Here is a 23,081-nt window from a genome sequence, read left to right as displayed (position 1 = left end):
CGATTCCGCCGCCCCCGGCCCCGCGGATCGGGAATCAGCGCGGGTCGCGCTTGAGGAAGAGCAGGTCGTCGGCGGTGTAGCCGGCGCCCAGCTTCTTGTCCGCGTAGTGCGCGGAGAGCACCTGGTCCAGCTCGTCCGGCGTGAAGGTTGCCTGCTTCGAGTCGAACTTGGCCTGGAGCGTGGGGCGTTCGATCACCGCGACGAAGCCGCCGTGCACCACGAAGGCCTGGCCGGTGATCTGCTCGGCGGCCGGGCTGGCCAGGTAGGCGACCAGCGGCGCGACGTGCTCGGGCGCCAGCGGGTCCATCTCGCCCTCGGCGATGTTGTTCGCGCTCTCGCCGAACACGTGCGTGGTCATGCCGGTGCGCGCCCGCGGGCAGATCACGTTGGCCCGCACGCCGTACTTGACCAGCGCGTTCGCGGTGGACATGGTCAGGCCCACGATCGCCGACTTGGCCGCGGCGTAGTTGGGCTGCCCGGCGGAGCCGGCCAGCCACGCCTCGGACGCGGTGTTGATCACCCGCGCGTACACCGCGCCGCCGCTCGCCTTGGACTTCTCCCGCCAGTACTTCGAGGCGTGGTGGGTGGTGTTGAAGTGGCCCTTGGCGTGCACCGCCAGGACCGAGTCCCACTCCTGCTCCGTCATCGAGAAGATCATCCGGTCGCGCAGGATGCCCGCGTTGTTGACCACGATGTCGATCGAGCCGAAGGTGTCGATCGCGAGCTGGATCAGCTTGCCCGCCGCGTCGAAGTCGGAGACGTCGCCGCGGTGCGCGGCGGCCTTGCCACCGGCCGCGACGATCTCGGCGACGACGTCGTCGGCCGGGTTGGGGCTGCCTTCGGGGGCGAAGTCGTTGATCACGACGGCCGCGCCCTGCTTCGCGAGTTCGAGGGCTTCGGCGCGGCCGAGGCCCCGGCCGGCGCCGGTGACTACGGCGACCTTGCCATCCAGCGACGTGGTCATGCGGTAACTCCCGTGGGTCGGTGGCTTTGCTGCGGTCGCGTCTTGGTTGGCTTGGGCGTTGTCGTGCCCACCCGCCCACCCGTTGTCACGGGTGGGCGGGCTGCGGATTACGGCGCCGCTCGCTTTGGGGGCTCTGGTGCTGCTCGGTCAGAGGGTGACGATGGTGCGGATCGACTCGCCGCTCTTCATCAGGTCGAACGCGTCGTTGATGTTGGCGAGGGTGAGGCGGTGCGTGATCATCGCCTCCAGGTCGAGCCGACCGGCCCGCCACAGCTTGGTGATCCGCTCGTACTCGGAGACGATGTCGCCGCCGCCGTAGATGCTGCCGATGATGCGCTTCTGGTCGAAGAACAGCTCGAACATGTTGAACGAGACGTTGTCGTCCATCGCGCCCGCGCCGACGATGATCACGTCGCCGCCGCGGCGGGTGAGGTCGTACGCGCTGCGCGCGGTGAACGACTTGCCGACCACCTCGAAGACGTAGTCGAAGCCCTGATTGGCGGTCAGGTCGCGCTTGGCGTCCGCGGCCTGGTCCGGGGTGATCGCGTGCGTGGCGCCGAACTGCTTGGCCCACACGTGCTTGGACTCGGCCGGGTCGATGGCCACGATCTCGGCGGCACCGGCGGCGCGCAGACCCTGGATCACCGCGATGCCCACGCCGCCGGCGCCGATCACCGCGCAGGACGCGCCCGGCTCGATCCGCGCGCTGTTGAACACCGCGCCGACACCGGTGGTGACGCCGCAGCCGATCAGCGCCGCGATCTCGTACGGCACGTCGTCGGCGACCTTGACCGCGCACGGCGCGGCGACCACGACCTCCTCGGCGAAGGTGCCGGTGCCGGTGAAGCCGTACGACGGGGTGCCGCCGAAGGTGAAGTTCTGCGTGCCCGCGTTCATGAAGCCGGCCAGGCACAGGTTGGACTGGCCGCCGCGGCAGTAGTTGCACACGCCACACGGCGGCGCCCAGCAGATGATCACCCGGTCGCCGACCGCGACGGTGCTCACGCCGTCGCCGACCTCGACCACCTCGCCGGCGCCCTCGTGGCCGGGGACGAACGGCGCGGGCTGGGGCAGGACGCCGGTCATCGCCGACAGGTCCGAGTGACATACGCCGGTCGCGTGCAGCTTGACCCGCACGCGTCCCGGGCCCATGCCCACGGCCTCGACGTCATCCCGGACGTCGAGCTTGTCCTGGCCGGTCTCGTGCAGAACCGCTGCGCGCATGGGGGCTCCCTCGTCTTTCTGCGAACCAATACTTGGCCCGGTCAAGAACTATAACTTGTTCTCGTTTTGACTCAAGACCAATGACACGGTCAAGGTATCCGCCCCCACGAGAAGGCGAAAGGCATCCGGCCCGGGACAAGGCAAGGTCACACACCCGCCCGGCGAACACACGCCGCACGGCGCTGCGCTCACGGGCACGAACGACGCGGGGTGGGGGCAGCGCGGGCGGATGCGGCGGGCGCGGGGCGGGTGCGCACGACGGCGGGGCCCGGGCGACCCGCGCGGCGGGACGGGCGTGGCGGTTCAGGTGTGGGCGGGCGCCGGGCGCAGGCAGGGTCCCGAGCGTGGGCGGGTGCGGGCGGACGCGGGGTGTCAGCGCGAGCGGCGGCGCGGGGCGGATGCAACGGTGGCTGCACACAGCCCGTTGGCGCGGTCGCAGGCGCAGGCGCAGGCAGCGCAGGCGCGCCGGGTGCGATGAGCGCAGGGCAGGCGCGGCGCCAAGCTCGGCCGGCGGCCGGACGGGCGCGACGATGCGAGGCGCGGGACGGGCACGGCGTGGCACCAAGGCGAAGGCACGCAGCATGTCGTCGTGTTCTCAGGCGCCGGCAGCGCAGACGCGGCGGATGCGGAGCGCACGCGACGGCGGGCACACGCGCCACGCCGGCCGGCGGCTGCGCGGCTGCGCGGGAAACAGGGACTTCGACGCGCATGCGGTAAGCGCAGGCGCGCGATGTACCGGGGCGGGCGCAGCGGCGGACGGAGCGCGCGGCGGCGCGGGTGCGGGTGCAGGCAGCATGCCAATGCGGTCGCAGGCGCGGGCAGCGCAGGCACAGCGCGTGCAGGGCGGACACGACGGCGGACGGAGCTCGAGCGACTTGGTCGACGACTGCGCGGGGGCGATGCCGCGCGTACAGCGAGGACAGGCGCGCGAAGATGGGGACCCAAGAGGGCTCGGCGAGACGGGCCCGCACAGTCGAGGCGGACGGGGCGACAGGTGCGGGCGGCCTGCGACGTGGGCGGCGGTGCGTGGGGCGGGCATGCGGCGCAGGCAGGCGCGGCGGTGGCCCTGGACGGGCGCAGTGGCAGGGTCGGGCGGCGCGGGTCGGCGCGGCGGCGGGTGCGGGCGGCGGGTGCGCGGGGGCGGAGGTGGCGGCGGGCCTATCGCTCGGGCAGGCACGGTGGGGGCACCGGGTGCGGCGGAGATGCTCGGGCCGGGTGATGTGGGTCGGCCCCGGGTCGGGGGATCGCGGGGTTCGGCCACGAGGCGGGGCGTATCGCGGGGCGGAGGCGCGGGTGGCGCGGGGCGCCGGGGTCGCGAGGTCGGGGCGACCTCGGGTTCCCCGGCGTACCGCGCCGCTTCGGCAAAGACGCGTCGTCAGGACGTGTACTCCACCACCGTGTCGGAGAGCACGATCGCGTCGTCGCGCTCGACGGCGGAGGTGTTGATCAGCAGCTTGCCGTCCTCCTCCCAGACCCGGACACGCATCGTCTCGCCCGGGAAGAAGATGCCGGCGAACTTGGTGCGGTAACGCTTGACCCGCGAGACGTCGCCGCCCAGCACGTTGTCCACGACCGCCTTCAGGGTCAGGCCGTACGAGCACAGCCCGTGCAGGATCGGGGTGTCGAAGCCGGCCGCCTTGGCGAAGTCCGGGTCGGCGTGCAGCGGGTTCCAGTCGCCGGACAGGCGGTACAGCAGCGCCTGGTCCGCACCGGTGGGCACGTCGATGGTGTGGTCGGCCGCGCGCTCGGGCACGTCGATCTTGGTCACCGGCCCGCGCTCACCACCGAAGCCGCCCTCGCCGCGCACGAAGATCTCGGCGCGCGAGTCGTACAGCTTGGTGCCGTCCTCGAGTTCGGCCGACGACTCCAGCACGATCACGGCGGCCTTGCCCTTGTCGTACACGTCCGCGACCCGGCTGGTCGCCTTCACGCCCTTGGCCTTGGCCGGCAGCGGGTTGTGCACGACGATCTCCTGGCCGCCGTGCAGCACCGCGCGCAGGTTGATGTCGATGCCGGGCAGCGCGGAGAGGCTGCCGCCGACCTTGGTGCCCGCCACCGTCGCGAAGGTCGGCAGCACGTGCAGGTTCTTCTCGTACGTGTAGCGCAGCTCGTCCGCGCCCGTGGCGGGCGTGCCCGCACCCAGGCCCAGGTGGTAGAGGATCACGTCCTTGTTCGACCAGGCGATCTCACCCGTGCGGGGCTCGGCTCCGGTGGCCTTCGCGGCATCGATCGGCATGACGTCTCCTCTACTGTGACTGCGATTCCGTACGACGACGGCGCCGCCTGCGACGGCGGCCCGTCAAAACTAGAACTCGTTCTTTTTACATGCAATGATCGGCCATTCGCCCGGCCGAAGCCAGGCCACTCCGACCCAGGAGCCGTCATGACCGCCGCCGCCCGCGAACCCACGGACACCCGCGAGGCCGACGAGGCCCTCGCCCCGCCGCCGATACCGGACGATGTACTGCGCGAGTTGCGCCTGACCTGGACTCCGCGCCCGGACCCGGACAGCACCGGACGCGCGGCGCGACACCGGCTGGCCGAGGCGACCCGCCGCCTGATCGAGGCGGTGAAGTCGGTCGACCCGGAGGGCGCGGAGAGCTCGCTGGAAAGCGTAGCTGACGATGTATCAGATTTGGCGGATCGCATCGCCGCACTGGCCCGTGTGGGCGAGCGCACACCGACCTCGCGCGATCTCGCGCTGCACGAACGCGGCCCGCTCGTGGGCGCCGCGAACCCGCTCGCGCCGCCGCTGCACATCACCGGCGACGGGCAACTGGTGCGGGCGCATGTGACCTTCGGCGCCGCGTACGAGGGGCCGTACGGGCGCGTGCACGGCGGCTATGTCGCGGCGGCCTTCGACGAGGTGATGGGCTGCGCGCAGTCCGGCGCGGGGGCACTCGGGATGACCGGGTGGCTGACCGTGCGGATGCGTCGCGCGACGCCGCTGTACACGCGCATCGACTACGAGGCCGGCGTCACCCGCGTGGACGGGCGCAAGGCCTGGGTCACCGCCCGGTCGTACGCCGACGGCGAACTGGTCGCGGACGCCGAGGCGTTGTTCATCCGGGCCGCGCCGCGCGGCTGATCCGAGCGGCCCGCAACCGCTTCGGACCGGGTGCGGCCGGCCCGGATTCACCTGACACGACGTCAGGGACGTACCGTGGGTACGTCCCTGACGTGGCGTCACTTCACTGCGTCGGCTCGGCCGGCGTCGGATGCGACTACTTGAGCGCGATCCGGTCGAAGAGGATCAGGCCGTCCTCGAACAGCGCCAGGCCCTCGATCTTGGTGTTCTTGCCCTGGACCGCCGCCGCGAAGGACTTCTCGTAGGAGAAGAACGGGACCTCCTTGACGATCTCCGCCTGCACGCTCTGGTAGGCGGCCTTGCGCACCGCCGCGTCGTCGCTGTTGCGGGCGTCGTCGAGCGCCTTGTCCACGACGGGGTCGTTCCACTTGGTGCGGTTCTCCGAGCCCTTGGAGTGGGTGAAGTTGTACAGCACCGGCTCCGGCTCGTCGAAGGTGATCACGAACTCCGAGGCCTGGAAGTCGTTGTTGATCAACACCTTCTGGATGTAGGCCGCGCCCTCGAGGAACTCGGTCTTCATCGTGATGTTCTTCATGTTGCCGATCTGGGTGAGCCAGTACTCGGCCGTCAGCCGCGCGCTCGCGCTGCTGTTGGTCGTGTACGTGAAGTTCAGCGGCTTGCCCTCGGCGGCCAGTTCGTCGAGCAGCTTCTGCGCCTCGACCCGGTTGTTGGTGGCGTACACCGCGTCCGGGTTGGCGAACGGCGACGCGGGCTGGAACAGGGTCTTGAGCGTCTGGCCCGGCGAACCCTGGATGGTCTGGTTACGGTCGTCCGGGTTCATGATCAACGCGAACGCGCGGCGGGCGCGCGCGTCGTTGAACGGCGGCTTGGACGTGTCGAACATGGTCATGAAGCCACCGCTCTTGGGGTCGAGGGTGACCGTCATGCCGTCCTTGCGCGCCTGCTCGGTGGACGGGAAGTGCGCCGTCGTCATGAGCTGGGCCTGGCCCGAGGACAGCGCGGCCAGGCGCTGCTTCTGGTCCATCACCGGCTTGAAGATCAACTCCTTGAGCGCGGGCTTGCCCTGGCTCCAGTACGAGTCGTTGCGCTCCAGCGTGAGCTGCGAGTCGCGCATCCACGTCTTGAGTTTGAACGGGCCCGCGCCGACCGGCTTTTGCGCGAACAGCTTGGGGTCCGCCTTGATCGCCGTCGGCGAACCGATGAACGCCAGGTTGTGCGCGACGACCAGGTCGAAGTGGGCGTTCGGGGCGGGCAGCGTGACCTTGACGGTCTGCGCGTCGACCGCGTCGAACTTCATCCCCTTGACGGCGGTGAACTGCACCGAACGGTTCGCCGGGTCGGCGTGCCGCTCCCAGTTGAACTTGACCGCCTCGGCGTCGAGCGCGGAGCCGTCGGAGAACTTCACGTTGGGCTTGAGCTTGATCGTCCAGACCGAGTTGCCCTCGCCGGCGGTCGCGCTCTCGGCGATCTGCGGCTCGGCCTTGCCGGTCTTGGGGTTGATCCAGAAGAGCATGTCGAACACGGCCGCGGCCTGATTGCCGCCGGTCAGCGACGACACGGTGGTCATGATCGGGTCGATGCCCTTGGCCTCCTGCGTGATGAGCACCGTCATCGAGCCGGAGGCTCCGCTGCCGGCGTCGTCGTCGCCACCGCACGCGGTGGCACCGAGCGTGAGGCCGGCGAGGCCCGCGAGTACGCCCGCGCGGCGCACCAGGCGGGTTTTGAGGGGTGTCGAGTTCACGGTTCGCACGGGACGCTCCTGCGTTCGGGAAGCACAAGGCACGCCGTCCCGGGAGCGGGGTGGCGTCGTTTCCTTGATCCAGACGTGGATATACGGCCACGGTAAGGAGAAATCTGACGGTCCGTCAAATAACAATTCCGCACCGTCCGTGACGGTACCGCAGCCCCAATCCCCAAATTCCATCGACCAAGGTGACTCTCCGTCAGTTTTCCCTGACCCACCGACCGATGCCCCGATATCCCCCACCTCGGACCCCACTCCCAAGCCACATCACGCACCCCCGAGCCGATTCACGCACCATCCGATTCACGCACCCCAGTCCCGATCACGCACCACCCGAAGCCCCCGGAACACGACATGGACCACACCGGGAGGCGGACCGAAACGACCGAGGCGGGCAACGCGAGGCCGGGACGGGGCGGCCAGGACGGGGACGGGGACGGGGACGGGCGGGCCGGGGGACACGAGAGCCGCCGATCCGAGACCCCGAAGCCCACACGCAACCCGACGCGCGTGCGGGGCGGTCGCGGAGGCGGCGCAGGCGGGAGCAGACACACACGGGACCCACCCGGCAGGCCGCGCCGGCACGCAGCGGTCGCCGATCCGCACCCGTCGCGAAGAGGCGCGAGCGCGCGCACCGCACGGGGAACACGACGCGAGCGTGCGAGTCGCCGATCCACACCTGGACCAGGGCCGACGCGGCGCGGAAGAGCGCATGCGGAACATCTCGCAGTCGGCGTCGCCAATCCTCCCCCACCACGCCGGACCCATCGCGGGCACGAACCCGCACGCTGGAGCGCCTGGCGCGCATGCGCGTCCGCCGGCGGCCGATTCCGATTCCCGCTCGCGGCCGATTGGCGGGGAGGCACCCGGCCGCGACACCCACCAAGAGTTACGGCAGGTGGGAATACCGCCTTCGCCTGCGTGTGAAATCCGTCGGCTGCCGGCTGTGGCCGGCGTCGGCAGCCCTCAGAGCGTGTACACGAGGGTGAGCACCTGGAACCGGCGCTCCATGGCCTGCCCCGAGATGCCGGCGAGCCCGTCGGTCCCCGAGTTGGGGACGATGCTCCCGCCACTGCTCTGGTCGTCCCCATCGGCGAGCCCACTGTGCTGAATGACGAAGGTGCCCCGACGGCCGTCGAGGGTGCCCTCGATTCGCTCGGACGCCACGTACCCACCGCCGGCGGATCCTTGCACCGTGAGCACCTCGGCGACGCCCGTGCCCTCGATCACGCCGCTGTAGTGCTTTCGAATTGTGACCCGAGTCCGTTTTGGACCCTCGGCCGGCTCGTCGTACACCGTCTCGTCGAAGTCGACGATCTCGAACTCGGCCTCGATGGTGTGCTCCTGATCATCCATGATCAGCAAGGCTAACCGCGGCCGTACCACCGTTGACTGCCGGCTCACGACTGCCCTGGTGTGTTCGCCATGGTGGCCATCCGTTCATGGTGCCCGGACACCACTTCGGGGCCGGGGTCGCACTCGAGCGGACACGTCGGTGGCGTCACCCGGTTTCCCGCCGGGTACCACTGCGGCGGCCCGCGTGCGCAGCGCAACGCAACGCATCGCTCGACGCATCCGGCGAGAGGAACGTCCGTCGCCGACTTGAGGCCGGCGGCAATCCGTCCCTGGATTCGGTGCTTCACCGCATCGCCAACTGCCGGATCCGCGACATCGGTCGCGGCCGGGACCACTACCTGCGCATGAACGCGGAAGGAGACTCCCGCCGGGCCCGCAGGCCCTCAAGCGACGCTCTCGAACGTCATCTGTCGAATCGTGAAACGAGATCGACGCCAACGGCCCGCAGCGGCCACCCGACCCAAAGGCGCCGATCAGCGACCGGCACGCTCTATGAGATGGGCCCACGCGGCCGAGTTGACCGCGATCACCGGCGAGTCGGCGACCTTGCTGTCCCTCACTCCGACAGCGGCTCCCAGGGACGCCACCTCGACGCAGTCTTCTCCTCCACTGTGACTGCTGGTCTTCCATCGCCCGCGAGCATCCATGCCGTCTCCAATTCCGCGAGTCTCTGCGCAACGCGTTGCATTGACTCGTCCGCAGTGAGCGCTGCCGCTTGGAGTCGATCGTAGGCGAGCGAGTACGCAGCGAGACAGGCCGGCCGAGAAGTCCACGAGGCTCCGGTGAGGGCCTCGGCGTACACAACGCGCCTGTCCCCGAAGTCGAACAGCGTGAAGGGTCCGGCCATACCCGGATGACCGCCGGCGGACAGCGGCAACACCCGAAGTTGAACGTGAGGCAGCGCGGACGTCGTGACGAGCAGATGCGCGAGCTGCTTGCGCAGGATCGCTTCGTTGCCCACGGGACGATGCAAGACAGGCTCGTCGATGATGTACAGCAGCGCGCGTGATCCATCGGGGTGCGCTTGTAGGTCACCCAGTCGCTCGGTGCGCCTTCGCGCTCGCCGAATCACTTCGTCCTCGGGCAGTGCGGGCAAATAGGCGCGGATCGCCGCCACCGCATACTCATAGACCTGAAGAGGCCCGGGAATCAGGCTGGATGCGTACGTCCGCGTCACGACCGCCCGTTGTTCCACCTGGACAAGGCGATCGACCCGGGCGCCGGACCCTTCGTTCGGGTCGGTGCGCCACCACCCGGATTGCTCGCCCTCGTGCAGTCCTTCGACGATGTCGACGACCTGGGCGCTCGCGATCTCCTCCTCGAACCGGCGCGAGCCGACCGGTGGCGAAAAGCCAAGCATGGTCAGTGGCAGCCCGAACAGTGCCTCCAGGACCGTTTGGTAGTCGCTCGACGGCCACGGCGGTTCGGCACTCTCCCAGCGCCGGACCTGACGCACGCTGACACCGATGCGAAACCCGCATTCGACAGCCTTCTGCTCGAAGGCGTCCGCGAGCCGCTGCTGGGAGTGCCACCCACGCTGGTGCCGCGCGGCGACGAACGCCGGGTTGCCCGGCTCGATCAAACGTTTCACGACGCCCCCAAGGTGGTCACCAAACACACGGTAACCACCTTGATCAGCCCATTTCGCCAATTCATGCTTCTTCACAGGTGGCGGATGGTGGCGACCCGGCAGCCCGGCGCGGTTCACCGGGCGTACCCGATAGCCGATCCAGGGTCGCGGTCCCACCGATCCACAGCTTCACGCCCTCGGCATGGACGTAGACAAACGCGTCGCCGAGCGCGCCGTGGCACCGGTCGGATCGGCGGGGAACACTCACCGCCGATCCGCTCGCACGGGCACGGACTCCCATCGGGCCTGCTGCGGTCGGGCCTACTCCCCTCGAACCGCCGGAGAACACACGGGAGTTGCCGGTACGGGCGGGACCGATACCGGCCTGCTCGGCCCGCGAACGCCTCGGAGCGCGCTGCCGATTGCGGCCGGGGAGCGTCGGTGGTCGGTCGGGCGCGGGACTCGGCTCTCAGGGGCGGAGGGCCTTGAGAGTCAAGTCGACCAAGGCGTCGGCGTATTGCTCGGTGAGGGGGCCGGAGCGGAGGAGCCAGCGTTGGTAGAGGGGGGCGTAGAGGAGTTCGAGGGCCAGGTCGAGGTCTATGTCCGGGGCGATCTGGCCGGCTCGCTGGGCGCTGCGCAGGCGTTGCTTCTTGGCCTCGTCGACGGGGGCGGCCATCTTCTCGTGGTAGAGCCTGGCGAGCTTGGGGTCGTTGATGATCTCGGCGTTGAGTGCGCGGATCGGGCCCTCGAACGCGGGATCGGCGAACTCGGCGACGGTCTCGCGCATCAGGTACTTCAGGTCCGTCGCGATATCACCCGTATCGGGCAGCACAATGCCCTCCCCCGGGTCGCTCAACGCCAGGAACGCCTCGAAGACGACCTCGCCCTTGGAACCCCACCACCGGTAGATGGTCTGCTTGCCGACGCCCGCGCGCGCCGCGATGGCCTCGATCGTGAGCTTCGCGAAACCGAGCTCGGAGACCAGCTCCCGGGCCGCAGCGAGGATCGCGCGGCGGGACTGTTCGCTGCGCCGGGACGGGTTCGGCTTCGCGGCGGTGCCACCGCTCGTGTTGTCGATGCTCATGGGCACAGCATAGCCGATCCACGAGACGAACCGTCTCGTCTTGACATGAGCATCCGGGGCATGCATGCTCGAATCTCGAAGCGAGACGAACCGTCTCGTCTCACATGAGATTCGTCCCGCATGGCTCTCGCCGTCGCGTCCCCGAGGAGTTGTCGCTCATGTTCCGCACCCCGACCGCCGCCGCCCCGATCACCGCACCCGCGACCGACGCGAGCGACGCGTTCTCCGCCGTCGATGTCCGCACCGCGACCACGACCGGTCTGCGGATCTCCGCCGCGGCCGCGGCCGCCCCTCGGGTCGTGTCCCCCTCCGAGCCGCCCCGACCGCGCCACCGGCGTGAGGCGCGGATCACCGCACCTCGTCCCGCGCCGGCCGGCCGCCGCACGGCGACCTCGTCCGGCTACCGACCGAGGTGAGCCCGATCCCGACCACCGCACGAACCGCCCCGCCGGCGGCCTCCGAACCCTCCGACACCACCCACACGAAGGAGCCCACGCTCATGACCACCGCCACTGTCGCCGACGCCACCACCCCCGCCACCGAACCGACCGCTGTCACCGGCCCCACCGACCGCGAGCCCCGCGTCTGGTTCATCACCGGCGCGTCGCGAGGCCTGGGTCGGGCCTTCACCGAGGCCGCGCTCGCGGCGGGCGATCGAGTCGTCGGCGTCGCGCGGGACGTCGCGCCGCTCGGCGATCTCGCCGCCGAGTACGAGGGCCGCTTCGTGGCCCTTCCCCTCGATGTCGCCGACCGCGGAGCGGTGTTCCGCACCGTGGCCCGTGCCATCGCCACCTTCGGTGGGCTGGACGTCGTCGTCAACAACGCCGGCGTCAGTCTGATCGGCATGGTCGAGGAGGTGACCGAGGAGCAGGTCCGGGCGCACTTCGACGTCAACTTCTTCGGCGCGCTGTGGGTGACCCAGGCCGCGGCGCCCTACCTGCGTGAGCAGGGCTCGGGGCACATCCTCCAGATCGGTTCGATGGGCTCCGCCGTCGGCTTCGCGTCCACCGGTCTGTACGGCGCGGGCAAGGCCGCGCTCGAGAACGTCACCGGCGCCCTGGCGATGGAGCTGGCCGCCTTCGGGGTGCACGTGACCCTGGTGCAGCCCGGCGGCTACGAGACGGCGCTGTTCACCCACGGCCTGACCATGACCACCGAGAACGAGGCGTACGCGCCACTGCGCGCCGAACTGGCCGAGATGTGGGCCGAGTCGAAGGACGCCGACCCGGCCAGGGCGGCGGCGGTGCTGCTGCGACTCGTCGATCTGCCCGAGCCGCCCCGCCGGATCATCCTGGGCGGCGCTGCCTACGACATGATCGCCGAGCTGGACCGGGCCCGCCGCGAGGAATACGACCGCTGGGAGGCGATGAGCCGTGACGGCGACTGAGACCTCGGGGGCGCCCGGCCGCGCGAGGGGCGGATCCACTCATTCCGGATTGGCCCCTGACGGCAGGCCAATTCGCCAGTACCGTCTGCGGCATGGGTTCAGAACGACGCGGATTGCTCCTGGGCACGGCGGCCTACGTCATGTGGGGTCTCTTCCCGCTCTACTGGCCCCACGTCAAACCGGCCGGCGCGGTGGAGATCCTCGCGCACCGGATGACCTGGTCACTGCTGTGCATGATCGTCCTGCTCGCCGCGCTCCGGCAGTGGTCCTGGATCCGCGAGATCATGCGCGCCCCGGCCAAGTTGGCCACGGTCACGCTGGCCGCCGTGATGATCTCGATCAACTGGGGCGCCTACATCTACGGCGTCAACCACGACCAGGTCGTGGAGACTTCGTTGGGCTACTTCATCACCCCGTTGGTGCTGATCGGCATCGGTGTCGTGGTGCTCGGCGAGCGGCTGCGGGCGATCCAGTGGACCGCCGTGGGGATGGGCATCGCGGCGGTGGTGGTGCTGATCGTCGCCTACGGCCGAGTCCCGTGGATCGCGCTGAGTCTGGCCGCGTCGTTCGCGACCTACGGCTACGTCAAGAAGCGGATGAACCTCCCCGCCACCCACTCGATGACGGCCGAGACGGCGGTGATGTTCCTGCCCGCGCTCGGCTACCTGACCTGGTTGGCCTGGACCGGTGAGGGCACGTTCGGGCACGAGGGGACGCCGCAGGCGTTGATGCTGATGACGGCGGGGCTGATCACCGTGATCCCCATGCTGTGCTTCGCGGTCGCCGCGAACACGGTGCCGCTGAGCACGATCGGCATGCTGCAATACCTGGCCCCGATCATCCAGTTCGGGATCGGTGTCTCGGTCTACCACGAGCCGATGCCCGCGGCCCGGTGGGCGGGCTTCGCCCTGGTGTGGACGGCGCTCGCGGTGCTCACCTACGACGCGATCCGCCAGTCCCGCCGCAATCGGGTCGCCGTCCTCGTACCCGAGCGGGCACCCGAGGCCACTGTCACCACCGCGCCCCGGGAGACTGCGGTCACCGTCGCGCCCGAACGAGAGGCGACCTCGTGAGCGTCGAACAGTTGCGCCTGGCGGTCTATCGGGGCTTCGCCGACACCGGGCGGGCGCCGTCCGACCAGGAGTTGGCCGCGATCCTGGGGGTCTCGGAGCTCACCGTGCGCGCGGGGTTGTGGACCCTGCACGAGCAGCGGCACATCGTGCTGCGCGACGGGGCGATCGTGATGGCGCATCCGTTCAGCGCGGTCCCGTTGGGCTTCTCGGTGATGGGCTCGCGCACGTTGTGGTGGGGCGGCTGCGCGTGGGATTCCTTCGCGGTGCCGCATCTGGTCGACGAAGAGGTCCTCGTCGCGACCCGCTGCCCGGGCTGCGCGGGGGCACTCGCCTGGAACGTGGGTACCGAACAGCCGCCCAAGGGCGACGAGGTGGCGCACTTCCTGGTCCCGATCACCATGCTGTGGGACGACGTGGTGCACGCGTGCGGCAACCAGCGACTGTTCTGCGACGAGGGCTGCGTGGATCGCTGGCTCGCCCGCACCGGCCAGACCCGCGGCCACGTGCTCGACCTGACCACGCTGTGGCGCCTGGCCGAGCACTGGTACGAGGGCCGCCTGCACCGAGGCTACGAACGCCGCGACCCGGCCATGGCAGCGGCCTACTTCGCCTCGATCGGACTCGAAGGCCGCTTCTGGGGCCTGTGAGACGCGACGTCGTCGTCCCGACGGCGCCACCCGTCAACGCCGGTACGGCCCACCCGCGCCGGAACACGCCCGGCACCACGCCCGCGCCGAGCCCTCGCCGCGCACACGCAGAGGGCGAGGCTCACCACCCGATCCCGCACCCGCCCACTCGACCCCGGTTTCGGTTCCAGCTGGAGCCCCGGTTCCCGGCCCCGCCCCAACCCGGGCCCGGCATCGGCCGTCCGCCCCGGCCGTACGCGACCTCGCCCAAAACGCCCGCCAGGACTCGGTCATGACGACATGTCAGCACGTCGCGCGACGATCGCCGCCCGCCGCCGGGACCCTCGGGCGAGGCCGGCAGCATGACCGCATGGACGTGTTGACGCACCTCGCCTCGTTCGCCCTGGTCGCCGGGCTGCTGACGATCATCCCGGGCCCGGACACCGCGATCGTGCTGCGCGCCGCCCTCACCCGGGGGTCTCGGCACGGGTTCGCCACCGCGCTCGGCATAGGGTCCGGCACGCTCGTCTGGGGCGCCGCGGCGGCGGCCGGCGTCTCGGCGGTGCTGACCACATCCCGGGTCGCCTATACGAGCCTGCGAATCGTCGGTGCCTGTTACCTGTCGTGGCTGGCGTACGGGCTGCTGCGGGCCGCGTGGGCAAACCGGTACACCGATGTCGAGGTCGGCGTGGAGGCCGGCGCCAAGGCCGCTCCGGGACTGTGGTCGGCGTGGGGGCGCGGCGTGCTGACGTCGCTGACCAATCCCAAGGTCGGCGTCTTCTACATGGCGATGATCCCGCAGTTCATCCCGTCCGGGACGCCGCATCTCGCCTTCGGGATACTGCTCGCGCTGGTCCACGACATCGAGGGCATGGTGTGGTTCGCGGTGATCATCCTCGGCGCGAACAGCCTGCGCGCCAAGCTCCGCCGCCCCCGCTTCCGCCGCACCCTCGACGCCTCGACCGGCACCGTCATCGGCGCCTTCGGCATCGGCGTCGCCGCCTCCGACGGCTGAAAGCCGCGCCCCTCCCCCGCGCGCTCTCGCCCCGCCCCTACCCCTCCCGTTCCATCAGCGCCAAGATATGCGCCCGTCCCCGGTCGGCGAACGCCGTTTCCAGCGTCTTGCGATCAGCCTCGGTGAAGGGTCGGTACGGGCCGTCCTTCGCGTCGCGCCACCACAAGTCGTCCGCGCCGGTGTACCAGGCCTGGCGGACCAGGACGCGGGTCAGGATCTTGTTCGTGCTGGTCTGTGGGAGCGCCGCGGCGATCCGGACGTAGCGCGGATGCCAGGCCCGGGACAGGTCCGACTGGTCCGCCAACCACGCGGCGAACTCCGCCGGTTCGAAGCTCGCGCCCTCGCGCAGCACCAGGGCCGCCATCGCCTGGTCGCCCGCCGCCTCGTCGGCCACGCCGTACACCGTCGCCACCGCGACGTCCGGGTGCCGGGACAGGATCCGGGTGACCGGTGTGGCGCCGAAGTTCTCCCCGCCCACCCGCAGCCATTCACCGCTGCGGCCCGCGAAGAAGATCAGGCCGTCCTCGGTCCGGTAGGCCAGGTCGCCGCTCCAGTACCAGCCCTTGCGCATGCGCTGCGCGGTCGCCACCGGGTTGTTGTAGTAGCCCTCGAAGGAACCCGCGCCGCCGATGTTGACCAGCTCGCCCACCGCCTCCTCGACGTTGGTCATCCGGCCCTCGGCGTCGAAGACCGCCGGCGGGCACTCCTCGCGGGTGTCCTGGTTCAGGATCCGGATCTCGCCGTTGGGTCGGCCCAGCGCACCCGGCGGCATGCCCGGGACCGGTACGAAGGACAGGCCGCCCTCGGTCGAGCCGAACCCGTCCCGCACCGTGCAGCCGAACCGCCGGGCGAACCGCTCGACGTCCTGCGGCCCGCCCTCGTTGCCGAAGACGCGCGTGAGCGGGTTGTCCGCGTCGTCGGGCAGTTCCGGGGTGGCCAGGATGTACGACAGCGGCTTGCCCACGTAGTTCGCGTAGGTGACCTTGAACCGCCGCACGTCGGGCAGGAAGCCGGACGCGGAGAATCGCCGGCGCAACACCAGTTCGGCCCCGGCCGCGACCGCCGGCGCCCAGCACGTGATGACCGCGTTGGAGTGGAACAGCGGCATCGCGCAGTACGCGACGTCCGCGCCGGTGAGCCGTTCCATCGCCACCACGCTCGCCCCCTGCGAGGCGATCTTGCCCTGCGAGCAGATCACCGCCTTGGGATGCCCCGTGGTCCCCGAGGTGAGGATCAGCATGAAGGTGTCCTCGACCGCCGGTCGCTCCGCCGGCGGCTCGGCGTCCGCGTACGGCTCGAGCGCCGCCGCCCAAGACGGGTCGTCCACGCACAGCAGCCGGTCCGCCGGGAAGTCCGGCGCGGCGGTGCGTAGCTGCGCCAGGTGCGTGGCGTCGGTGATCACCAGCGAGCAGTCGGTGTGATCGATGTCGCGCGCGAGCTCGGAGCCGACCCGGGTCGGGTTGAGCCCGACGATCACCGCGCCGGACAGCGCCGCGGCACCCAGCAGCAGCGGAAACTCGGGGACGTTCTCCAGCATCACCCCGATGTGCCACGGCCGGCCCTCGACCCGCATCCCGCGCAGCAGCGCCGCCCGGCGCGCGGACTCGGCGACCACTTCGGCCCAGGACCACACCCGGTCCTCGGATCGGAGTGCGGCCGAGGAATCCGCGGCCCGCTCGCGCAGCAGTTCGTCCAGGGTGGTGGTCCAACGTCCCGACACGGCACGACTCCTGACGGACAGACACACGTACATGGCACGATCAAGCTTTCCCTTGGCAACCTAACCCGGGTGCGCGCGGATCGGAAGACGGCCAAGATCGGAACCGGACCGTAAGTGGCCTCGCTTGCCCGCACGTGACGCGTCGGACAGATTGAAGCCGTACGCATCGGGGGAGGCAGGCATGGACATGAGTATGGATTCGGGCATACCAGGCAGAATTCGCAGCGCGCTTTTTCTTGACTTTGACAATATTTACAGCGGGCTGCGCGAGACGGATCGGGCTTCGGCGGAGATTTTCGCCCGCAAGCCCTCCCAGTGGTTGGAGTGGTTGGAGAACGAGGCGACCGAGCGTGGCCTGCGCCGATCGTTGCTCGTGCGCAACTGTTACCTCAACCCGGTCATGCACGACCGTTACCGGGCCTTCTTCACGCGGTCGGCCTTTCGCGTGATCGACTGCCCGCCGCTGACGGGCCGGGGCAAGAACAGCGCGGACATCCACATGGTGATGGACGTCCTCGACACGCTCCAACACTCGACCCGGTTCGACGAGGTCATCATCATGAGCGCGGACGCGGACTTCACGCCCGTGCTGCTTCGGCTGCGCAGCCACGACCGGCGCACCATGGTGATCGCGAGCGGTCCGGCCGCCCAGGCGTACGTCGCGGCGGGGGACGTGGTGATCAGCGACCAGGAGTTCATCGAACGGGCCCTGCGCGACGAGATCGACGTCGCGCCGGCCGACGAGGGCGTGCGCGAACAGGTGATGGCACACGTACGCGAGCAACTCGGCGGGTCCGAGGAGCCGATCGTGCTCGCGACGCTGGCCCACTCGGTGCTCCAGCAGGTCGGCCGGGAGCAGGTCACCCGCACCCGCTGGGGCGGCGCGGCCACCTTCTCGTCCCTGCTCGAACTGATGCTGGAGCAGGGCTCCGACGAGAAGCTGCTGATCAGCCGGGTCCCCCCTGGATACATCTACGACCGGACCCGACATCAGCCGCCCTCGGCACGTCCCAACGGCCAGGGTCGGATGGACCACGTACGCGAGCCGGTCCGCGACCTGATCGACCGGGTGGCCACGGTCACGGGTGCGCCCCGGCTGTCCCCGGAGGAGTACCACGTGCTCTTCGAGGAACTGCACGCCGAGGTCAGCGAGAACGGCTTCCAGGGCAACCAGACCTCGGGCGCGGTCCGCGACCGGTGCGCCGAGCGCATGCAGACCATCGCCCGCAAGGCGATCGCGTTCGTCACCACGGGGCTGGTCTACTCCGGCTACTGGTCCTCCACCGCACACCCGGTCGCCTCCGCCGACGACCTGGCCGTCGCGTTCCTGCGCAACGTCGAGACGTTGTGCGCCAACGCCCGGCTGTACCTGAACGACACCGAGCGCGCCATGCTGACCGAGTGGCTGCACGGCAAGACCACGACCGCGAACCGAATGGCGCCCGACCTCACCATCGTCCCGGGCGCCAACGGCGGCTGACCGCACCCGACGACGGGTGCGGCCCCACGCCGCACCCGTCCCGATGCCGAGCCGCCCCACGGACGCCGACCCGGCGCGGCGAGAACGCGACAATCACGACAACCCGCACGACCGGAAGCGACTGGCGACGACCGGCAACCCACCACCGGCAAGCACCCGCCGCGACGGCAACGACCGGTGACAACCGGCAACGACTAGAACTGACCCCGGCGGTACAGCCCCACGACAGCCGCACCGCCCAGACCGATGTTGTGCGTCAGGCCGACCTTGGCGTCGGCGACCTGGCGCGCGTCCGCCAGCCCGCGCAGCTGCCAACTGATCTCGGCGGCCTGGGCCAGGCCGGTGGCGCCCAGCGGGTGACCCTTGGAGATCAGGCCGCCGGACGGGTTGACCACCCAGCGCCCGCCGTATGTGGTGGCCCCCTCGGCGACCAGCTTGCCGCCCTCCCCCTCGCCGCACATGCCCAGCGCCTCGTAGGTGAGGATCTCGTTGATCGAGAAGCAGTCGTGCAGCTCGATCACGTCGACGTCCTCGATGCCCAGACCGGACTGCTCGAAGACCTGCCGACCGGCCGCGGCCGACATCGGCTTGCCGACCACGTCGATGCACGTGTTCGAGGCGAAGCTCTCCTCGGTGTCGGTGGTCATCGACTGGGCCACGATCTCGATCGCCTGGTTCTGAAGACCGTGTTCGCGCACGAAGCGCTCGCTGACCACGAGCGCCGCGGCGGCACCGTCCGAGGTGGGCGAGCACTGGAGCCGGGTGAGCGGCGAGTGGATCTCCTTGGCGCCGAGCACCTCTTCGAGCGAGTACTCGACCTGGAACTGCGCGTACGGGTTGTTCACCGAGTGCCGGTGGTTCTTGACGCCCACGTGCGCGATCTGCTCGGCGGTGGTGCCGTAGCGGGCCATGTGCTCACGCGCCGCGTTGCCGAAGATCTGCGCGGTCGGCGGCGCGGTCATCGAGAACCCGTGCGCGTCGCCCATGATCTTGTAGTGCCGCGCGACCGGCGACGTGGAGAAGTCGCCCTCGCCACCCCCGCCCAACGATCCGCGCTTCATCTTCTCGAAGCCGATCGCGAGCACACAGTCGTTCAGCCCGCCCGCGACGAACTGACGGGCCATCATCAGCGCGGACGAGCCGGTTGCGCAGTTGTTGTTGACGTTGTAGACCGGCACGCCGGTCAGACCCAGCTCGTACACCGCGCGCTGGCCCGCGGTGGACGCCTGGAAGCAGTAGCCGACCGGCGCCTGCTCGACCAGGTCGTAGCCGACGCCCGCGTCCGCCAGGGCTTTGTCGCCGGCCTCCTTGACCATGTCCCAGTACTGCCAGTCGCGGCTCTCCGGCTTCTCGAACTTGGTCATGCCGACGCCGACGATGAACGCCTTTTGTGCCATGTCGCGAACTCCCACTGAAAGAGAACCACTGAACGGAACACCGAACGAAAGGAACTAACGGAACCAACGGAACCAACGGAACGAACTGAATGAACAAAACAGACAGACCGAACCGAACGAAACGAAGGAACTACTTCTCGGCCGGCTGCGGGTCCCTGGGCAGCCCGAGGATGCGCTCGCCGACCACGTTGAGCTGGACCTGGGTGGTGCCTCCGGCGATGGTCAGGCAGCGGCTCATCAGGAAGCCGAACGCCGCCTGCTGCCCCGCGCCCTCGTCCACCGCGCCCAGCGGGCCGAGCAGTTCGAGCGAGAGCTCGGACTCGCGCTGCTGGTGCGGCGTGCCGACCAGCTTGCGCACCGACGCGCCCGCGCCCGGCTCCAGGCCGGACAACCGGGCCAGCGTGGTGCGCAGTTCGATCAGCGCGAGCGAGGACGCCTCGGCCACCAGCGCGCCGAGCCGCTCGCGGAAGCCGCCGTCCACGAACTCGCCCGCCGGACCGTTCACCGCCGCGACCAGGTTCGCGATGCCCGCGCCGAACGAACTGCCCGCGCCCATGTGCACCCGCTCGTTGCCCAGCGTGTTGCGGGCCACCTGCCAGCCCTCGTCGACCTTGCCGACGACCATGTCGTCCGGCACGAAGAGGTCTTCGAGGAAGATCTCGTTGAACATCGCCAGGCCGCTGATCTCCTTGAGCGGCCGGATGTCCAGGCCCGCCGCGGCCATGTCCACGATGAAGTAGGTCAGGCCCTCGTGCTTGGGCTTGTCCGGCGAGGTGCGCGCGAGCAGGATGCCCCACTGCGACTCCCGGGCCCGCGAGGTCCACACCTTCTGCCCGTTGATCAGCCAGCCGCCCTCGGTCCGCGTCGCGCGGGTGCTGATCGCGGCCAGGTCCGAACCCGCGCCGGGCTCGGAGAACAGTTGGCACCACTGGATCTCGCCGCGCAGCGTGGGCGGCGCGAAGCGCTCCTGCTGGGCCGGCGTGCCGTACGCGATCAACGACGGGATCACCCAGTTGCCCATGGTGATGTCCGGCAGCCGCACGCCCAGCGCCTTCATCTCCTGCTGGATCACCAACTGCTCGACCGGACCGGCGCCGATGCCGTACGGCTTGGGCAGGTACGGCGCCGCGTAACCGAGCGGGGCCAGCCTGGCGCGCTGCTCGGCGCCGGACTCGCCGACCACCTCGGTCAGGATCGCGCGCGCGGTGTCGCGCAGGCCCTCCGCCTCCTCGGGCAGGTCCAGGACCAGTTCGCGGCGCGCGCCGGCGCTCGCCAACTCGCACACACGCAGCCGCCAGTACGCGGCGGGCCCGGCGTACTGGCGCAGCGTCAGACCGCGACGCAGGTAGATGTGCGCGTCGTGCTCCCAGGTGAAGCCGATGCCACCGAGGATCTGCACGCAGTCCTTGGTGGTGGTGAACGCCGCCTCGATCGCGTACGTGGCGGCGATCGCCGCGGTCAAGGACCGGGTCGGCGCGTCCGAGCCCGCGTCGATCGCGCGCGACGCGTCCCAGGTGACCGCGCGCGACTGCTCGACGCGCACCAACATGTCCGCGCACAGGTGCTTGATCGCCTGGAACTGGCCGATCGGCCGACCGAACTGCTCGCGCACCTTGGCGTATTCGGTCGCCGTGGTCAGCGCCCAGGCGGCCACCCCGCACGCCTCGGCGGACAGCAGTACGGCCACCAGGTCGCGGGCCAGGTCCTCGTCCACACCGCCGAGTACGCGCCCGGCCGGGACCACGGTGTCCACCGTGACCTCGGCGCTGCGTCGGGTCGGGTCCACGCTCTTGAGCGCCCGCACGCTCACGTCCGCGGCGTCCACCACCACGTACGCGGGCGTGCCGTCGGCCCGGCGCGCGGCCAGCACCAGCACGTCGGCGAGCGCGCCGCCCAGGATCGGCGTGGCCACGCCGGTCACCCGCAGGCCGCCCGCCTCCTCGCTCGCCGCCACGGTGCCGGGGCCGACCGCGACCGCACCGATCAAAGTGCCGTCCACCAGGCCCGGCAGCAGTTCCTTGGCCGCGTCGCCGCCGTCCGCCTGGATCAGCGCCGAAGCCAGGACGGTGGGCAGGAACGGGCCGGGCAGCATGCCCTGACCGGCCTGCTCCAGCGCCACGACGGTCTCCACCAGGCCGTACCCCGCGCCGCCGAACTCCTCCGCGACATGCATGCCGAGCAGGCCCTGTTCGGCCAGGCCGGCCCAGTGACCGGGCCGTTCCTCGGCCGCCGCCTCCAGCACCCGGCGCACCTCTCCGATGGGTGCAACACGTTGCACCCACCCGTGTACCGATTCCGCCAGGGAGCGGTGCTCCTCCGTGATGCCGATGGCCATATCGCGCCTTCCGTGACTCGGTCCAGTACTTGCGATAGTAGAACCCGTTTCAATTATTCGGGAGACCGAAGTGCCGTCGAGGGGCCCGATGTGGCCCCCGACACGGTGCCGCGGGCGCGGCTGCGGCAGCATGGCGGCCCCGGGGTCGCACCGACCCGGTGCGCCGCGCGCGGCTCGATCAAGGAGAACCCCAGGATGAGCACCATCGACCCCGCCGTGCGGGCCGCGTTCGAGGCCGCCACCGGATTCATGCCGGCGAACGAGGGCGACGCGCTGTACGCGGCGGCGACCGAGGCCGCCAAGGTCGGCCCGCTGGTCGAACTCGGCACCTACTGCGGTCGCTCGACGATCCTGCTCGCCGCGGTCGCCCGCGACGCCGGCACCGTGGTGGTCACCCTCGACCACCACCGGGGCTCCGAGGAGCAGCAACCCGGCTGGGAGTACCACGACCCGACCCTGGTCGACCCCGAGGTCGGCGTGATGGACACGCTGCCGCGCTTTCGGCGCACGCTGTACCGCAGTGGCCTGGAGCCGTACGTGGTGGCCCTGGTCGGGCACAGCCGGGTGATCGCCCCGCTGTGGAACACCCCGGTGGGCCTGGTGTTCATCGACGGCGGGCACACCGACGAGCACGCGCAGGGCGACTACGAGGGCTGGGCGCCGCATGTCGCGGTCGGCGGGCTGCTGCTGATCCACGACGTGTTCCCGGATCCGGCCGACGGCGGTCAGGCGCCGTACCGGGTCTACCTGCGCGCGCTGGCGTCGGGCGCGTTCGAGGAACTGCCCGGCGACGGGTCGCTGCGGGTGCTGCGGCGGATCGCGCCGGGCATCTGAGCGGGCCCGGGGACGGAAGCGGCGCGGACTCAGGACGGACCGAACCCGAGGCGACCCGGATCCGAGGCAACTCGGCCCCCAGACGCCTCACACCCGGGCAGATCGGCCCCATCCGACCAGGTCCGCGGCGACCGGGACCCACCACCGACCCGCCCCGAACCCGCCGGGTCGGCGGTCTGCCCCGTCGCCCCCACACACGCCCCGCGGACCCGGTCAAGAGAGA

Annotated in this window: 19 protein-coding genes; 8 read left to right on the top strand and 11 right to left on the bottom strand. The window is 70.4% G+C overall.

The features are described from left to right. Nucleotides 1–34: 34 nt before the first annotated feature. The 3 genes from OG948_RS25925 to OG948_RS25915 all read right to left on the bottom strand — a co-directional run bounded on the left by OG948_RS25925 (nucleotide 35) and on the right by OG948_RS25915 (nucleotide 4,424). Nucleotides 35–964 carry a 3-oxoacyl-ACP reductase gene (locus tag OG948_RS25925; RefSeq protein ID WP_406298752.1) on the bottom strand — a complete coding sequence of 310 codons (930 nt, stop codon included), beginning with the start codon at nucleotides 962–964 and terminating at the stop codon, nucleotides 35–37. A 147-nt stretch (nucleotides 965–1,111) separates the two neighbouring features. After that, nucleotides 1,112–2,188, bottom strand: a complete 1,077-nt coding sequence (locus tag OG948_RS25920; protein ID WP_395869455.1) for a Zn-dependent alcohol dehydrogenase — start codon at nucleotides 2,186–2,188, stop codon at nucleotides 1,112–1,114. Nucleotides 2,189–3,563: 1,375 nt separating this feature from the next. Continuing rightward, the gene (locus OG948_RS25915; protein WP_395869457.1) at nucleotides 3,564–4,424 is read right to left on the bottom strand and encodes a MaoC/PaaZ C-terminal domain-containing protein; all 861 of its coding nucleotides are present in this window, start codon (nucleotides 4,422–4,424) and stop codon (nucleotides 3,564–3,566) included. Nucleotides 4,425–4,571: 147 nt separating this feature from the next. Between OG948_RS25915 and OG948_RS25910 the strand changes: the two genes are divergently transcribed. Beyond that, nucleotides 4,572–5,276, top strand: coding sequence for a PaaI family thioesterase (locus OG948_RS25910; RefSeq protein ID WP_406298751.1), 705 nt, complete (start codon nucleotides 4,572–4,574; stop codon nucleotides 5,274–5,276). A 136-nt stretch (nucleotides 5,277–5,412) separates the two neighbouring features. On the opposite strand, the gene OG948_RS25905 is transcribed toward OG948_RS25910, so the two are convergent. The 5 genes from OG948_RS25905 to OG948_RS25885 all read right to left on the bottom strand — a co-directional run bounded on the left by OG948_RS25905 (nucleotide 5,413) and on the right by OG948_RS25885 (nucleotide 10,991). Next, nucleotides 5,413–6,978, bottom strand: coding sequence for an ABC transporter substrate-binding protein (locus tag OG948_RS25905; RefSeq protein ID WP_406298750.1), 1,566 nt, complete (start codon nucleotides 6,976–6,978; stop codon nucleotides 5,413–5,415). A 969-nt stretch (nucleotides 6,979–7,947) separates the two neighbouring features. After that, nucleotides 7,948–8,337 carry a DUF3224 domain-containing protein gene (locus OG948_RS25900; protein ID WP_406298749.1) on the bottom strand — a complete coding sequence of 130 codons (390 nt, stop codon included), beginning with the start codon at nucleotides 8,335–8,337 and terminating at the stop codon, nucleotides 7,948–7,950. A 473-nt stretch (nucleotides 8,338–8,810) separates the two neighbouring features. Further along, on the bottom strand, nucleotides 8,811–8,924 hold the full coding sequence (locus OG948_RS25895) for a DUF397 domain-containing protein (protein WP_406298748.1): 114 nt from the start codon (nucleotides 8,922–8,924) through the stop codon (nucleotides 8,811–8,813). Then, nucleotides 8,894–10,003 (bottom strand): Scr1 family TA system antitoxin-like transcriptional regulator, encoded by a 1,110-nt coding sequence (locus OG948_RS25890; RefSeq protein ID WP_406298747.1) that lies wholly within the window; start codon nucleotides 10,001–10,003, stop codon nucleotides 8,894–8,896. The genes OG948_RS25895 and OG948_RS25890 overlap by 31 nt, the downstream gene beginning before the upstream one ends. A gap of 373 nt (nucleotides 10,004–10,376) precedes the next feature. Further along, complete coding sequence (locus OG948_RS25885; RefSeq protein WP_406298746.1) at nucleotides 10,377–10,991, bottom strand: TetR/AcrR family transcriptional regulator; 615 nt, start codon at nucleotides 10,989–10,991, stop codon at nucleotides 10,377–10,379. 158 nt (nucleotides 10,992–11,149) lie between these two features. On the opposite strand from OG948_RS25885, the gene OG948_RS25880 reads away from it, so the two are divergent. The 5 genes from OG948_RS25880 (at nucleotide 11,150) to OG948_RS25860 (ending at nucleotide 15,092) form a co-directional block, all read left to right on the top strand. Continuing rightward, on the top strand, nucleotides 11,150–11,407 hold the full coding sequence (locus OG948_RS25880; RefSeq protein ID WP_406298745.1) for a hypothetical protein: 258 nt from the start codon (nucleotides 11,150–11,152) through the stop codon (nucleotides 11,405–11,407). Nucleotides 11,408–11,490: 83 nt separating this feature from the next. Further along, complete coding sequence (locus tag OG948_RS25875; protein ID WP_406298744.1) at nucleotides 11,491–12,378, top strand: SDR family NAD(P)-dependent oxidoreductase; 888 nt, start codon at nucleotides 11,491–11,493, stop codon at nucleotides 12,376–12,378. Between the two features lie 92 nt (nucleotides 12,379–12,470). Then, on the top strand, nucleotides 12,471–13,451 hold the full coding sequence (gene rarD / locus OG948_RS25870; RefSeq protein WP_406298743.1) for an EamA family transporter RarD: 981 nt from the start codon (nucleotides 12,471–12,473) through the stop codon (nucleotides 13,449–13,451). Further along, nucleotides 13,448–14,098, top strand: coding sequence for an organomercurial lyase (gene merB / locus OG948_RS25865; RefSeq protein ID WP_406298742.1), 651 nt, complete (start codon nucleotides 13,448–13,450; stop codon nucleotides 14,096–14,098). Before rarD ends, merB begins: the two co-directional genes overlap by 4 nt. A 349-nt stretch (nucleotides 14,099–14,447) precedes the next feature. Beyond that, nucleotides 14,448–15,092 (top strand): LysE family translocator, encoded by a 645-nt coding sequence (locus tag OG948_RS25860; RefSeq protein ID WP_406298741.1) that lies wholly within the window; start codon nucleotides 14,448–14,450, stop codon nucleotides 15,090–15,092. A 37-nt stretch (nucleotides 15,093–15,129) separates the two neighbouring features. Here the strand turns inward: OG948_RS25860 and OG948_RS25855 are convergent, their stop codons facing one another. Then, on the bottom strand, nucleotides 15,130–16,812 hold the full coding sequence (locus OG948_RS25855) for a long-chain-fatty-acid--CoA ligase (protein WP_406298740.1): 1,683 nt from the start codon (nucleotides 16,810–16,812) through the stop codon (nucleotides 15,130–15,132). A gap of 187 nt (nucleotides 16,813–16,999) precedes the next feature. Here OG948_RS25855 and OG948_RS25850 point away from each other — a divergent pair, with 187 nt between their 5' ends. Then, nucleotides 17,000–18,292 carry an NYN domain-containing protein gene (locus OG948_RS25850; protein WP_406298739.1) on the top strand — a complete coding sequence of 431 codons (1,293 nt, stop codon included), beginning with the start codon at nucleotides 17,000–17,002 and terminating at the stop codon, nucleotides 18,290–18,292. 194 nt (nucleotides 18,293–18,486) lie between these two features. On the opposite strand, the gene OG948_RS25845 is transcribed toward OG948_RS25850, so the two are convergent. Together OG948_RS25845 and OG948_RS25840 are read right to left on the bottom strand one after the other, a co-directional pair. Beyond that, nucleotides 18,487–19,689, bottom strand: coding sequence for a lipid-transfer protein (locus OG948_RS25845; protein ID WP_406298738.1), 1,203 nt, complete (start codon nucleotides 19,687–19,689; stop codon nucleotides 18,487–18,489). A gap of 130 nt (nucleotides 19,690–19,819) precedes the next feature. Beyond that, nucleotides 19,820–22,024, bottom strand: a complete 2,205-nt coding sequence (locus tag OG948_RS25840; RefSeq protein WP_406298737.1) for an acyl-CoA dehydrogenase — start codon at nucleotides 22,022–22,024, stop codon at nucleotides 19,820–19,822. Nucleotides 22,025–22,219: 195 nt separating this feature from the next. Here OG948_RS25840 and OG948_RS25835 point away from each other — a divergent pair, with 195 nt between their 5' ends. Continuing rightward, entirely contained in the window at nucleotides 22,220–22,858 is a 639-nt protein-coding gene (locus OG948_RS25835; RefSeq protein WP_395869485.1) for a class I SAM-dependent methyltransferase, read from the top strand. Nucleotides 22,859–23,081: the final 223 nt, after the last annotated feature.

The sequence above is a fragment of the Embleya sp. NBC_00888 genome (genome assembly GCF_045207655.1).
Classification (GTDB): Bacteria; Actinomycetota; Actinomycetes; order Streptomycetales; family Streptomycetaceae; genus Embleya.
Note: the sequence above shows the minus strand (reverse complement) of the source record. Positions and strands in the feature narration are given on the sequence as shown.

What these genes read in the sequence shown, in the direction of transcription:
- OG948_RS25925 (WP_406298752.1), bottom strand. Translation starts at nt 964, where the DNA reads ATGACCACGTCGCTGGATGGCAAGGTCGCCGTAGTCACCGGCGCCGGC.
- OG948_RS25920 (WP_395869455.1), bottom strand. Translation starts at nt 2,188, where the DNA reads ATGCGCGCAGCGGTTCTGCACGAGACCGGCCAGGACAAGCTCGACGTC.
- OG948_RS25915 (WP_395869457.1), bottom strand. Translation starts at nt 4,424, where the DNA reads ATGCCGATCGATGCCGCGAAGGCCACCGGAGCCGAGCCCCGCACGGGT.
- OG948_RS25910 (WP_406298751.1), top strand. Translation starts at nt 4,572, where the DNA reads ATGACCGCCGCCGCCCGCGAACCCACGGACACCCGCGAGGCCGACGAG.
- OG948_RS25900 (WP_406298749.1), bottom strand. Translation starts at nt 8,337, where the DNA reads ATGGATGATCAGGAGCACACCATCGAGGCCGAGTTCGAGATCGTCGAC.
- OG948_RS25885 (WP_406298746.1), bottom strand. Translation starts at nt 10,991, where the DNA reads ATGAGCATCGACAACACGAGCGGTGGCACCGCCGCGAAGCCGAACCCG.
- OG948_RS25880 (WP_406298745.1), top strand. Translation starts at nt 11,150, where the DNA reads ATGTTCCGCACCCCGACCGCCGCCGCCCCGATCACCGCACCCGCGACC.
- OG948_RS25875 (WP_406298744.1), top strand. Translation starts at nt 11,491, where the DNA reads ATGACCACCGCCACTGTCGCCGACGCCACCACCCCCGCCACCGAACCG.
- rarD (WP_406298743.1), top strand. Translation starts at nt 12,471, where the DNA reads ATGGGTTCAGAACGACGCGGATTGCTCCTGGGCACGGCGGCCTACGTC.
- OG948_RS25860 (WP_406298741.1), top strand. Translation starts at nt 14,448, where the DNA reads ATGGACGTGTTGACGCACCTCGCCTCGTTCGCCCTGGTCGCCGGGCTG.
- OG948_RS25850 (WP_406298739.1), top strand. Translation starts at nt 17,000, where the DNA reads ATGAGTATGGATTCGGGCATACCAGGCAGAATTCGCAGCGCGCTTTTT.
- OG948_RS25845 (WP_406298738.1), bottom strand. Translation starts at nt 19,689, where the DNA reads ATGGCACAAAAGGCGTTCATCGTCGGCGTCGGCATGACCAAGTTCGAG.
- OG948_RS25840 (WP_406298737.1), bottom strand. Translation starts at nt 22,024, where the DNA reads ATGGCCATCGGCATCACGGAGGAGCACCGCTCCCTGGCGGAATCGGTA.
- OG948_RS25835 (WP_395869485.1), top strand. Translation starts at nt 22,220, where the DNA reads ATGAGCACCATCGACCCCGCCGTGCGGGCCGCGTTCGAGGCCGCCACC.